10 protein-coding genes are annotated in these 13,125 nt (G+C 67.8%); 5 read left to right on the top strand and 5 right to left on the bottom strand.

The annotated features are described in order from the left end of the window. Positions 1 to 164: 164 nt before the first annotated feature. Positions 165 to 1,346: a cyclic nucleotide-binding domain-containing protein gene (locus Q0Z44_RS00130; protein WP_298008321.1), complete on the top strand. Its 1,182-nt coding sequence runs from the start codon at positions 165 to 167 to the stop codon at positions 1,344 to 1,346. Here the strand turns inward: Q0Z44_RS00130 and Q0Z44_RS00125 are convergent. After that, the gene (locus Q0Z44_RS00125; RefSeq protein ID WP_298008318.1) at positions 1,309 to 1,935 is read right to left on the bottom strand and encodes a hypothetical protein; all 627 of its coding nucleotides are present in this window, start codon (positions 1,933 to 1,935) and stop codon (positions 1,309 to 1,311) included. The genes Q0Z44_RS00130 and Q0Z44_RS00125 overlap by 38 nt on opposite strands. 116 nt (positions 1,936 to 2,051) lie before the next feature. Between Q0Z44_RS00125 and Q0Z44_RS00120 the strand changes: the two genes are divergently transcribed. Further along, positions 2,052 to 2,705, top strand: a complete 654-nt coding sequence (locus Q0Z44_RS00120; protein ID WP_298008315.1) for a TetR/AcrR family transcriptional regulator — start codon at positions 2,052 to 2,054, stop codon at positions 2,703 to 2,705. Here Q0Z44_RS00120 and modC read toward each other — a convergent pair. From modC to cphA (Q0Z44_RS00100), 4 genes are read right to left on the bottom strand one after another with little or no spacing between them, the layout of a single operon-like run. Further along, the gene (modC, locus tag Q0Z44_RS00115) at positions 2,680 to 3,762 is read right to left on the bottom strand and encodes a molybdenum ABC transporter ATP-binding protein (RefSeq protein ID WP_298008822.1); all 1,083 of its coding nucleotides are present in this window, start codon (positions 3,760 to 3,762) and stop codon (positions 2,680 to 2,682) included. The two genes, Q0Z44_RS00120 and modC, sit on opposite strands and share 26 nt — an antisense overlap. 7 nt (positions 3,763 to 3,769) lie before the next feature. Further along, positions 3,770 to 4,468, bottom strand: coding sequence for a molybdate ABC transporter permease subunit (gene modB, locus Q0Z44_RS00110; protein ID WP_298008311.1), 699 nt, complete (start codon positions 4,466 to 4,468; stop codon positions 3,770 to 3,772). Positions 4,469 to 4,487: 19 nt separating this feature from the next. Beyond that, entirely contained in the window at positions 4,488 to 7,064 is a 2,577-nt protein-coding gene (gene cphA / locus Q0Z44_RS00105) for a cyanophycin synthetase (protein ID WP_298008309.1), read from the bottom strand. Between the two features lie 36 nt (positions 7,065 to 7,100). Further along, positions 7,101 to 9,302, bottom strand: a complete 2,202-nt coding sequence (cphA, locus tag Q0Z44_RS00100; protein ID WP_298008306.1) for a cyanophycin synthetase — start codon at positions 9,300 to 9,302, stop codon at positions 7,101 to 7,103. A 139-nt stretch (positions 9,303 to 9,441) separates the two neighbouring features. Between cphA (Q0Z44_RS00100) and Q0Z44_RS00095 the strand changes: the two genes are divergently transcribed. From Q0Z44_RS00095 to Q0Z44_RS00085, 3 genes are all read left to right on the top strand, one after another. After that, positions 9,442 to 11,736, top strand: a complete 2,295-nt coding sequence (locus Q0Z44_RS00095) for an ABC transporter ATP-binding protein (RefSeq protein ID WP_298008304.1) — start codon at positions 9,442 to 9,444, stop codon at positions 11,734 to 11,736. A gap of 18 nt (positions 11,737 to 11,754) precedes the next feature. Next, on the top strand, positions 11,755 to 12,219 hold the full coding sequence (locus Q0Z44_RS00090; RefSeq protein ID WP_298008302.1) for a DUF1854 domain-containing protein: 465 nt from the start codon (positions 11,755 to 11,757) through the stop codon (positions 12,217 to 12,219). A gap of 199 nt (positions 12,220 to 12,418) precedes the next feature. Continuing rightward, a complete protein-coding gene (locus Q0Z44_RS00085) occupies positions 12,419 to 13,111 on the top strand; it encodes a hypothetical protein (protein ID WP_179950617.1) in 693 nt (230 codons plus the stop codon). Positions 13,112 to 13,125 lie beyond the last annotated feature (14 nt).

Here is a 13,125-nt window from a genome sequence, read left to right as displayed (position 1 = left end):
CATCATGGACGCCCGCCGCTGTCCTCGGTCTGGGTCCGCGAGAAATCTGCACGGAACGACCCGCCATGCCGGCTGAATGTTACTTATTGTTACCGTAGGCTTGGGCCCTCTTCCCAAGGCTTCTCCCGCCGGACGCGCCGCACGGACCGCGCCCGGCACACCCCATGCACGCCAGCTCCCTCCTCCGGTTTGCCGAGAAAGGCAATTTCTCTCAGATGCGCGCCTTCGCCGGGGACGTGCTCTACACGGAAGGCATGCCCGGCACGCACATGTACGTGATCAAGGAGGGCGAGGTCGACATCTACATGGTGCGCGAGGAAAAGCGCGTGGTGGTCGAGACGCTGAGCCGCGGTCAGTGCTTCGGCATGACGCCGCACTTGCCCAAGGGTCGGCGCATCAACAATGCGGCGGCGCGCACGTACTGCGAGCTCTACCTGGTCGACAACCAGTCGATCGAGCCCCATGTGCAGGCCACGCCGGAACTCGCGCGCAGCGTGCTGCACACCCTGTCGGACCGTCTCTCGGCCGCACACGAATTGATCGCCACGCGCGTCAACTACCAGCCCGACATCCTGATCTACGCGCAACTGCTCTACCTGCTGGGCATCGCCGACATCGGCAAGCAGGCGGTCGTGAAGGCCGAGGCCGCCGGCAAGCAGGCGCTCGCCAGCCCGCTGCTGCAGGACGTCGTGATGAATGCGCGCATCATGTTTGCCCACTCGGACAAGCACATCCGCACCTGCCTGGCCAAGCTGCTGAACCTCCACCTCATCCGCATCGAAGACGAAAAGGGCACGGGCAAGCGGGTGCTGTTCTCGCCGCGCGACATCGTCAGCCAGGCCCGCAAGGTGACGGACAGCACCGCCAACGACGCCGACAAGCTGAGCTACGAATACATCAGCGTGGACGAGTTCGCCGCGATGGTGGATGTGGAACGCCCGGTGTTGCTGCGCAAGCTCGCGGGCGGCGACTTCTCCGACGACGTTTTCACCTTCCGCAAGACCGAGATCATGCGTCTGCTCGACGAGAAGGGCCGCCGCTTCTTTGCCGAGCGCAAGATCAAGACGCCGGACGAGTTCACCGACATCCTCGACATCGAGTTCGCCGATCAGAAGACCGTCTTTGCCGTCGTGTCGAAGTTCGACACCTTCGAACTGGCCAAGCTCCTCTCGTCCATCAGCGAAGAGGCCGTCAGGCAGAAGATCGTGGCCTCCCTGTCGCGTAGCAAGCGGGAAGAAATCGAAAGCGACCTGAAGGACATGAAGCCGGTGGACCCGATCGAGGTACAGCAGATCGGCGGTGCCATCATCAAGGCCGTGAAGGAACTGATGACGAAGGGCGCCTGAGGGCGCATCCCAGCCGCAGGCCCAGCACCACCAGCAGGAGCGCGAACGGCAGGGCATAGACCGCATCGAGCGGGACCCGCTTGCCATAGGCCACGGCAAAGCTGAGCCACAGGTAATGGCTGCCCCAGGTATGCAGACGCCGCCAAGCCGGCGCACCCATGCGCGCGGCCACCCGATCGTTGGAGGACAGGCCCATTGCCCACAGCACGGCATAAGCCAACGTGCCGGAGACCAGGGTGGCCGCCGGCACCAGGCTGGCAAACAGGGCTGGGTCCAGAAGGCGCAGCATCCCGATGAACACGAGGTGCACCGTGTGCGAGGCCACGAACAGCAACCCCCACTGACGGCGATGCCGTCGAAGCCAGGCCGACAGCGGTGTGGGCCGGACCTGCCAGAGCGCGCTGGCCGCATACGCCAGGCAGAAGCACACCAGCGACAGGCGCGCGGTGGCACGGATGGCCGCACGCACGTTGTCGACGGTGATCCCGCTGGCCAGCAGCACCGTGCACATCAGAACAAGAACCGCGACGCCGGGCCACCAGGGACCAAAGCGGGCAAGGGGCGCGGAGGGCAAGGCAGAAGAGGACATGGCGGGGCTCCTGGTGGACGCGACATCCGTAGACCGGACATGAGGGGCGATGCTAGGCAGACGACGTCGTGCCGGCCAGCCAAAATGTGCAGTGCTTACATTGCCCGCTTGCAACCATGCTGCGATCACCTTGCACCCCGCCGCGCCCGTATCACCACGGCAACCTGCGCCAGGCACTGATCGAAGCCACCCTCACCCTGGCGGAGGAAACCGGCATCGAGCAGGTCAGCCTGCGCGAGGTGGCCAAACGGGTCGGCGTGTCATCGGGCGCGCCTTTCCGGCACTTTGCGGACAAGCGTGCCCTGATGACCGCCATTGCCGAAGAGGCCACCCGCCAGTTGCGCCTGATGGTGGAGCGCGACCAGCACGCCTGCAGCGGCACCGCCGCCGACCGGCTGAAAGCCCTCGGGCACAGCTTCCTGGCCTGGGCCACCGGGCACCCCACGCAGTTCCGCCTGGTGTCCAACCGCGCCCTGTTCGATTTCACGGCCTCGCCCAGCCTGGCCGGCCACTTTGCCGTGGTGCGCGAGCTCACCGTGCAACTGGTCGAACAGGCGCAGCGGGAAGGTGCCCTGCCCATCTCGCAGCCCGCCGCCGAACTGGCGCTGGCCCTGCGCGGCAGCGCCTATGGGCTGGCCCGCATGGCCGTGGACGGGCAGCTGCCACAGTGGCACGTTGCACCCTCCGATCAGGCTGCAACGCTGCGCCGAAGCCTGGACCTCATCGTCGACGCGATGACGCGGGCTACGCCATCAACGCCGCGCCCTTGACCTGTGCGAACACGGGCGTGCCCACCTGCAAGCCCAGGTGCACGCAGGAACGCCGGGTGATGCGCGCCAGGAGGTGGGCGGTGCCCCCTTCGAGCGCCAGGCGCAGCGTGACGGTGTCCGCCCCACCCTCCCGCAGCGACACGATGCGCGCAGGCAGGATGTTGACAATGCTGCTGTCGGGCGCGCGGCTGAGCGCCACGCTGACATCCCGCGCCAGCACACGCACGCGCACCCGCTCGCCCGGGGCCGGCACGCACAGACCCACCCACAGGGGCTGGCCATCCACACGAAGCTGGCTCTGCCCGAAGTCGGGCGCGTGCGCCACCACCTCGGCCTCCAGCACGGCCGCCGCGTCGTCCAGCTGGCTGAGGGGCAGATCCAGCCGCGACAGGGTGTCAATGGCCGGGCCCTCGGCGATGACGCGGCCCGCCTGCATCAGCACCAGGTGATCGGCCAGGCGGGCCGCCTCGTCCAGCGCGTGCGTCACATAGACCACGGGAATGCGGGCCTCACGGTTAAGGCGCTCAAGGTAAGGCAGGATCTCGGCCTTGCGCGCGGCGTCCAGTGCCGACAGCGGCTCGTCCATCAGCAGCAGCCGGGGGCTGGTCAGCAACGCGCGGGCAATGGCCACGCGCTGGCGCTCGCCTCCCGACAGCGCATCCGGCCGGCGCGCCATCAGGTCGCCGATGCCGAGCAGTGCGACAGCCTCGTCCAGCGACATGCGCTGCAGGACCGGCGGCACGCGCTTGCGGCCGTAGTCGAGGTTGCCCAGCACACTCAGGTGCGGAAACAAGCTCGGCTCCTGAAACACGTACCCGATGGCCCGCCGGTGCGTGGGCACCGCCGTATGACCGTCCTGCCAGACCTCTCCGGCGAACACCACGCGGCCCTCGGCCCGCTCCAGACCGGCCAGGGCGCGCAACACCGTCGTCTTGCCGCACCCCGAGGGGCCGAACAGCACGCTGACGCCCTGCGCCGGCAGGCGCAGACGGACGTCGAGGTCGAAACCCGGAAAGGCCACGCGCAGATCGGCCTGCAGCGTGCGAACGGCATCCAGCCCCGCGTCATGCACGGCGAGCCCCTCCGCCCAGCAGGCTGCGTCCGGACACCAGGTACAGCAGCCACATGACGGCAAAGCCGAACAGCACCATGCCGCCGGCCAGCACATGGGCCTGCTGGAGTTCGTTGGCCTCGACATGGCCATACAGCGAAATCGACAGCACGCGCGTGGCGCCGGGGATGTTGCCGCCGATCATCAGCACGACGCCGAACTCGCCCACGGTGTGCGCAAAGCCGAGCACCGCCGCCGTGAGGAACCCGGGACGCGCCAGGGGCAACGCGACGCTCAGGAAGCGATCCCATGGCCCGGCGCGCAGCGTGGCGGCCACCTCCAGCGGACGCCGGCCCATGGCCTCGAACGCCTGATGAAGGGGCTGCACCACGAAAGGAAGCGAGTGCAGCACCGAGGCCACCACCAGGCCCGGAAAGGTGAAGGGCAGCAGCGCCCAGCCCATGGCCTGCATCGCCTGCCCCACCGGGCCATTCGGGCCCAGCAGCAACAGCAGGTAGAAGCCCAGCACCGTGGGTGGCAGCACCAACGGCAGTGCCACCACCGCGGCCACCGGCCCCTTGAGCATCGAACGCGTGTGCGCCAGCCACCAGGCGATCGGCGTGCCGATGACGAGCAGCGCCAGCGTGGTGATGCCGGCCAGTTCGGCCGTCAGCACCAGCGCCTGAATGTCGTCGTGCGACAGCACGCTCATGCCGACGCCGGTACCGCCATCACCCAGCAGGCGATTCGGCGCACCGCCTGGCCAGGTGCGCCAGGGCCTCTTCCACCTGGTCGACCAGCACCAGGCAGAGGTCGCCCGGCTGCAGACGGGCCAGGGCCGTGTCGATGGCCAGGAACTCACCGCGGATCTCTTCGACGTGCTGTGCACGCGCAGCCTGGCTCAGGCCAGCACGCAGCAGCGCCAGCACCTCGCCGTCTTCGCGGCCACGCTGACAGGCGTCCTGGAAGAGGATGAAATCATCGAAGGCCGCACCCAGAATGGCAGTCTGATCGCGGATGTCCTCGTCGCGGCGGTCGCCCGCACCGCTGATGACGACCGAGCGCCGCTTGGCCGGCATCGCGTTGACTGCCTCCACCAGCGCCTTCATGGCATCCGGGTTGTGGCCGTAGTCGGCGATCACGGTCGCGCCACGGTAGTCCATCACATTGAAGCGGCCGGGCGCGTTGTCCGAGTCGTTCACGAAGCTGGCCAGACCGGCTCGGATCACTTCCCAGTCCAGGCCGGCACTCCAGGCCGCGCCCACCGAGGCCATCACGTTCTCGATCTGGAAGCCGATCGTGCCATTGCGGGTCAGCGGGATGTCGCGCAGCGGCAGGGTCTCGCGCCAGCTGCCTTCCGAGGCCACCACCGCGCCGCCATCAACGTACACCGTGCGCTTGCCCTGCGCGCGGTGCGCGGCCAGCACGGGGTTGTGCGGATCGAGCGCAAAATAGATGATGCCGCCCGGGCACTTGGGCGCCATCGCCACCACGATCGGGTCGGCCGCGTTCAGCACCGCGTAGCCCTCAGGCGCCACGTTCATCACGATGACGCGCTTGAGCACCGCCAGATCTTCCACGGTGGTGATGTAGTTCAGGCCCAGGTGGTCGCCCGCACCGATGTTGGTGACGACAGCCGTGCCGCAGCGGTCGAAGCCCAGGCCTTCACGCAGGATGCCGCCACGCGCCGTTTCGAACACCGCCGCGTCGACGTCCGGGTGCATCAGCACATTGCGCGCACTCTTGGGGCCCGAGCAGTCGCCGCTGTCGATCTGGCGGCCATTCACGTACACACCGTCGGTGTTGGTCATGCCCACACGCAGCCCGCTCGTGGCCAGCAGGTGGGCAGTCAGCCGCGCCGTCGTCGTCTTGCCGTTGGTGCCGGTCACGGCCACGATGGGGATGCGCCCATCGTCACCCGGCTTGTAGAGGTTGGCCACCACGGCCTCGCCCACGTTGCGGCCCTTGCCGTAAGACGGCGACAGGTGCATGCGCAGACCGGGTGCGGCGTTCACTTCCACGATGCCGCCGTTCTGGGCTTCGAGCGGGCGGTGCACGCTCTCGGCCAGCACGTCGACCCCGCAGATCTCCAGCCCGATGCACTGCGCGGCCGCAATCGCGCGGGCGGCGACTTCAGGGTGCACGTCGTCCGTCACGTCGGTGGCGGTGCCACCGGTCGACAGGTTGGCGTTGTTGCGCATGATGACGCGACGGCCCTGCTCCGGCACATCGTCGGGGCTCAGCCCCTGCACCTGCAGGCGGGCAATGGCGATCTCGTCGATGCGGATCTTGGTCAGCGAGGTGGCATGGCCGTCACCCCGGCGCGGGTCTTCGTTCACCCTGGCCACCAGCTCGCGCACGGTGTGCACGCCGTCGCCAATCACATGGGGCGGATCACGGCGCGCCGCAGCCACCAGACGGTCGCCCACCACCAGAAGACGGAAGTCGTTGCCGGGCAAGTAGCTCTCGACCATCACCTCGCCATACTCGGCGGCGACCTTGTAGGCGATCTCCAGGTGCTCGGTGCTGACGATGTTGACCGTCACGCCCTTGCCCTGGTTGCCATCGCGCGGCTTGACCACCACCGGCCAGCCGATTTCTTCGGCCACCTTGCACGCATCTTCAAAGTCGACCACCGGACGCCCCGTGGGCACCGGCACACCGGCTGCGGCCAGCAGGCGCTTGGTCAGGTCCTTGTCCTGGGCGATCGATTCGGAGACGGCGCTCGTGTTGTCGACCTCGGCCGCCCAGATGCGGCGCTGCTTGCTGCCCCAGCCGAACTGCACCAGGCTGCCCTGGGTCAGGCGGCGATAGGGAATGCCCCGGGCCACGGCCGCATCCACGATGGAACCGGTGCTGGGGCCCAGGCGCACGTCTTCATCCAGCTCGCGCAGTTCGGCGAGCGCCGCGTCCACGTCGAACGCGGTGTCCTTCAGCGCGGCATCGACCAGCGCGATGGCGTGGTCGAAGGCCTTCTTGCCGACGACCTCCTCGCTGTACTCGACGATCACCTGGTAGATGCCTTCTTCGACCGTCTCCGCCGTGCGGCTGAAGGTGACAGGGCAACCGGCCTGAGCCTGCAGCGCCAGGGCGACGGTCTCCAGCACGTGGGCCAGGCCGATGTGGCCCGGACGGCCATCGGGCCGCAGCGGCCCCATGCTCGGAAAGCGCTTGCGCAGCCGGGCTTCGAAGCCCTGCAGCTGATCGATGTTGCGCTCTGCGGGTTCACACGCCACCACCGCCTCGATGGCGGTATGACGGCTCCAGAGGTTGGGGCCGCGCAGGGCCCGGATGCGGGACACGTCCATGAGGGGTCTCTCGTTAGCGCGAAGGCCTGCGTTTTCTTATTGTTTGGGTGTCGGGTCGAAGGTCTCGATCCCGGCGCTGATCAGTTCCGGCGAAATGCCCAGGGCCCAGGCCGCGGCCACGGCGGCCAGCAGCCAGCTGACGCCGGCCCCCGACTCACCCGCGGCCACCAGGCGGCGTGCTGCCGCGCTGTCCAGGTCGGCACAGCGCACGGCCACCTGGCCATTGTGAGCCAGCACCAGATGGTGGCCCTCGACGGCCACCGTGCGGCCGCCCTGGGCGCGGTGCGCGGCCAGCACCGGGCTGGCATGGTCCACGTCGTAGAGGATGACTTCGCCATCGCACAACTCGGCCATCTCGACCAGCTGCGGGTGGGCGGCGTTCAACACGCCGACGCCCTCGGACAGCACCACATCGATCTGCGTGCGCAGCACCTTGAACATCTGCTCGGGCTCGCGGATGTCGTGCTCCGCCAGGGCCGGTGCCACGGGCGGCTCGGCACCCAACAGGTCTGTCACCACGCCCACCGTGCAGCGGTCGTAGGCCAGGCCGTCGTTCAGGATGCTGGCGGCGCCGTTTTCCAGCACCACGGCGTTGACTTCGCGGTTCATCAGCAGGCGTTGACCGGCTGCAAAGTTAGCGCGGTCCTTGCCCTCCACGCGGCGGGTACCCAGAAAGAGGCCGTCGCGGCACGCCAGACCCACATGGCGCCCACCCAGGTGCAGCAGCCACGCGATCAGGCGGGCAATGTGGCTGGTGCCCACCGAGCCGGCCACGCCGACGATGGGCACGCGGCCGGTTTCCGTCTCGTCGAACAGGTGGTCGGCAATCGCCTTGCCCACCGGGCGCGGCAGGCCTTCGGCCGGCTTGAGGTGCATCAGCAGGCCGGGGCCGGCATTCACCTCCACGATGGCGCCACGCTGGGGCGCGAGCGGCTGGGAGATGTCCTGCACCACCAGGTCGATGCCCGCGATGTCCAGGCCCACGGCGCGCGCAGCCAGGCCGCACTGGTAGGCCACATCGGGGTGCACGTCGTCGGTGCAGTCGATGGCGACGTTGCCGTTGCGCTGCACCAGCACGCGCTGGCCTTCGGACGGCACCGATTCACCGTTCAGGCCCTGGCGCTCCAGCAGCAGGCGCATGGTGGGTTCGCGCTCCAGCACGATGGTCTCGAGCGGGAACTCCTCGGCCTCGCCGCGGCGCGGATCGCTGTTGAGCTGGTCGTCGATCAGCCTGGTGACCTTGTCGCGGCCGTTGCCGATGATCCAGAGGCTCTCGCCCCGGGCCGCGGCCACCAGCTTGCCGCCCACGACCAGCACACGGTGCTCGTCGCCGGGAATGAAGCGCTCGACGATCACGTCGCTGCCCTCGGCCTCGGCCACCTTGAAGGCGGCCTCGATGTCGGCGCGCTCGGTCAGCTCCAGCGACACGCCCCGGCCATGGTTGCCGTCCAGCGGCTTGACCACCACCGGCACGCCGATGTCTTCTGCCGCTTCCCACGCGGCCTCGGGGCTGTCCACCACCTCGCCTTCCGGCACGGGCACGCCGCAGGCCTTCAGCAGGGTCTTGGTCAGGTCCTTGTTGCCGGCAATGCCTTCGGCGATCGCGCTGGTCTTGTCGGTCTCGGCCGTCCAGATGCGGCGCTGCGCGGCCCCGTAGCCCAGCTGCACCAGATTGCCCTCGTTGAGCCGGATGTGCGGAATGCCGCGGTCGGTGGCGGCGTTCACGATCGCCGCGGTCGACGGGCCGAGGTAGCAGTCGTCGATCTGCTCGCGCACCAGTTCGACGGCCGCCTTCACATCGAAGGGCTCGTCGTTGATGGCCGCCATGATCAGCGCATGCCCTTGCTGCAGGGCCACCCGGGCCACCTGCTCGTCACGGGCGCGGAACACCATGCGGTAGACGCCGCGCTGGCTGGTCGAGCGGGTCTGGCCGAAGCCCGTGGCCATGCCGGCCAGGTTCAGCAGTTCGATGACGATGTGCTCCAGCACGTGGCCGCACCAGGTGCCCTCCTGCAGCCGCTGCAGGAAACCGCCCCGCTCCCCGACGCCGCAGTGGTGCTCGATCAGCGCCGGCAGCCAGGCCGTCAGCCGTTCGTTGAAGCCGGGCAACTTGTTCGAGGGGCAGTCTTCCAGTTCACCCAGATCCAGCCAGACCTCCAGCACCGAGCGGTACGTCCAGATGTTGGGGCCGCGCAGGTAATTGATGCGCAGGAGCTTGATGTCGTTCTTCTTGGTCATGGGGCGACAAGGGTCACAGGCGGGGCGTGGACGGGCAGAAAGACGGGCGGATCGACATGGCGCGGGCTGCTTCGGTCAAAATGCGACACCTCGCACAAGGGGCCGAAGCCTGGCCCCCGCGTCGGGCCCACAGATCAACATGCACCATCACCATCCTGCTGACGACGCCCAGGGGCGTCAGGCTGTTACAGATCTTGCCAGCACGGACTGGCCGCTGGCTCCCGGAGAAAACGTTTTATGTCGCCTTGAGGTTGACCTGAACGCACAACTCCGTTTCCAGACGTCGCCCATTATCCTGACTGACCAGCGTCTCGGCGCACGCGAAGCGGCCTCGGCACCCTGGGAAATGTGGCCTCTGACCCCGGATCTGGCGCTTCAGCACCACGATCACGCCGGCGTGGGCACCCTGGAGCTGCTCAACGCCCAGGGGCGACTGGCCCAGTGGCACTTCACGCTGGAGCACCAGGTCCAGGTTGTCCGTCTGATCGAACAGTTCGAACGGCGCCAGGCCACCCTGCACACCGGCGAAGTGTCGCCGGACGAGGACAAGGCCCAGTGCCCGAGCTGCAAGGCCCCGCTGCCCCCGGACAGCGACGAGTGCCCGGTGTGCCACCGCGAACTGCAGACGCCGCCCTCGACCTGGGTGCTGCTGCGCCTGTGGCGCTTCGCGCGGCCCTACCAGGGCAAGCTGCTGGCCGGCTTCCTGCTCACGCTGGCCTCCACCGCCGCCACGCTGGTGCCGCCCTACCTGACCATGCCGCTCATGGACGAGGTGCTCATCCCCTTCCAGAACGGCCAGGCCATCGACCGCGACCTGGTGACGCTGCTGCTGAGCGGCCTGCTGGCCTCGGCGCTGGTGGCGTGGGCGCTGGGCTGGGCCCGCACCTACCTGCTCGCGCTGGTGTCCGAGCGCATCGGCGCCGACCTGCGCACCACCACCTACGAGCACCTGCTGCGCCTGTCGCTCGACTACTTCGGCAGCAAGCGCACCGGCGACCTGATGACCCGCGTGGGCTCGGAAACCGACCGCATCAACGTCTTCCTGTCGCTGCACGCGCTCGATTTCGCCACCGACGTGCTGATGATCGCGATGACCGCCGCCATCCTGGTGTCCATCAACCCCTGGCTGGCCCTGGTCACACTGGTCCCGCTGCCCTTCATCGCCTGGCTGATCCACCTGGTGCGAGACCGCCTGCGCACGGGCTTCGAGAAGATCGACCGCGTGTGGGGCGAGGTCACCAACGTGCTGGCCGACACCATCCCCGGCATTCGCGTGGTGAAGGCCTTTGCGCAGGAGCAGCGCGAGGCCAACCGCTTCCGCGCGGCCAACCAGTACAACCTGCAGGTCAACGACAAGCTCAACAAGACGTGGTCGCTGTTTTCGCCCACCGTGTCGCTGCTGACCGAGATCGGGCTGCTCGTGGTGTGGGCCTTCGGCATCTGGCTGGTGTCGGAAAGCGACATCACGGTGGGCGTGCTCACGGCCTTCATCGCCTACATCGGCCGCTTCTACGGCCGGCTCGACTCCATGAGCCGCATCGTGTCCGTCACGCAGAAGGCAGCGGCCGGCGCCAAGCGCATCTTCGACATCCTCGACCACGTCTCCAACGTGCCGGAACCGGCCAACCCGGTGAAGCTGCCTGCGCTTCAGGGCCGCATCACGATGGAAGAGATTGCCTTCCGCTACGGCAGCCGCTCGGTGATCCGCAACCTCAGCCTCGACATCCAGCCCGGCGAGATGATCGGCCTGGTCGGCCATTCCGGCTCGGGCAAGAGCACGCTGGTCAACCTGATCTGCCGCTTCTATGACATCAGCGATGGCGCGATCAAGGTCGATGGCGTCGACATCCGCCGCATTGCCGTGGCCGACTACCGGCGCCACATCGGCCTGGTGCTGCAGGAGCCCTTCCTGTTCTTCGGCACCATCGCAGAGAACATCGCCTACGGCAAACCCCACGCCACGCGCGACGAGATCATTGCCGCGGCCCGTGCAGCGCACGCGCACGAGTTCATCCTGCGCCTGCCGCAGGGCTACGACTCGCTGGTGGGCGAACGCGGCCAGGGCCTGTCGGGCGGAGAACGACAGCGCATCAGCATTGCGCGGGCCCTGCTGATCGACCCGAAGATCCTGATCCTGGATGAGGCCACATCGGCCGTGGACACCGAAACCGAGAAGGAAATCCAGCGCGCGCTGGACAACCTGGTCAAGGGCCGCACGACGATTGCGATTGCGCACCGCCTGTCGACGCTTCGCAAGGCCGATCGCCTGGTGGTGATGGACCGCGGCCAGGTGGTGGAAGTCGGCCCGCACGACGAGCTGATGGCGCGCCAGGGGGCCTACTGGCGCCTGTACGAGGCGCAGGCACGCAAGGCCGAGCAGGACGCCCTGCTGGATGCCGAGCCACCCTCACCCAACGCCGACACCGCGGCCTGAACCTTGCACGACCCCGACATGAGCGACTTTCAGATCACCCGCGACCCTTTCGGCAAGCTCGTCTACACCGGTGCCGACGGCGTGGCCCACGTGGGCGTTGTGCCCGTACGCGCCTTCCCGATCGCTGCACCCGACGAGGGCCTGTCCATCGTGGGCCCGGACGGCCACGAACTGGCGTGGATCCCGCGCTTGAGCGCCCTGCTCAACCCCGAACGCGCCCTGCTGGAAGCGGAACTGGCAGTGCGCGAGTTCACCCCGACCATCACCCGCCTGCGAGCGGTCTCGACCTTCTCGGTGCCCAGCACCTGGTCCGTCGACACCGACCGAGGGCCCACGGACGTCGTGCTGAAGAGCGAGGACGACATCCGCCGCCTGGGCAACGGCCGGCTGCTGATCGGGACCAGCCACGGCCTGAACCTTGCCATTCCTGACATGGCTGCGCTGGACCGGGCTTCGCGCAGGCTGCTCGAGCGTTTCCTCTGATTCGGGCGGGGTCCTAGGGCAAGCCCGAGGCCCTGGCAGGAATGCGTCCCGCGCGTTTTCCCGCGAGATGACGTGAATTGGCGCGAGCAGCGCGCGACATACCCGGATTTGCGGGGACACGCCTTTTGCGAGTCGGTGCACGATTAACACCACACCAACAACGCTTGCCGTATGGCAGGTAACGCAAAAGGAGTCCCGCATGATCTCGTCTCTGCACTTCCGCCACGCGGCCATTTCGGCTGCCCTGGTCTTCGGCGCTGGCGCTGCCTCTGCGGCCGGGCTGACACTCAACGTCGCCAACAAGCAGGCAAACTCTGTCCAGACCTTCTCGACATTCGCCCAGGGGCAATTCCGCCAGGTGGGCATCACCTTCACGGCGCTGGGCAATGCCACGGCGGTCACCGGTGTGGCGGGCGCCTACAACCTGCCCATCACCACCATCAGCATTGGCTCCAACCTGAAGGTCGCATCCGGCGCGGCGGTGGGCTCGGCGCTCAAGCTGGACCGCGTCGGTGAAGACGAGGAGACGGGCGAGGAAGTGGCCGTGAGCCTGGTCCTCGCCAACTTCAAGATCGATTACACGCAGAACGTCGTGCTGGCCGACGCCACGCCCAAGGGCGGCGCCACGATCCCGCAAATGCCGCTTTACAAGTTCAACGTCAGCGAGGCTCTGAAGCTGAAGTACGTGTTCCCGTTGACCATCACCGGCCATGAAGTGCTCGACAAGCTCTTCCTGACCCCCGAAGCCAAGAGCCTGTTCATCAGCGCGCTGAAGCTGCCGACGTTCGTGATCCCGCTGCTGGACACGACGGACTTCGGCACCATCGTCAACGACATCAGCACCAAGGCGCGCACCCCGGCTGTCCCGACTGCACCGTACGTGGTGCAGTGAGCCTGCAAGCGGCA

Origin of the sequence: uncultured Aquabacterium sp., from assembly GCF_947366995.1 — a bacterium.
Lineage (GTDB): Bacteria > Pseudomonadota > Gammaproteobacteria > Burkholderiales > Burkholderiaceae_C > Aquabacterium.
This window is presented reverse-complemented; position numbering and strand designations above follow the sequence as displayed.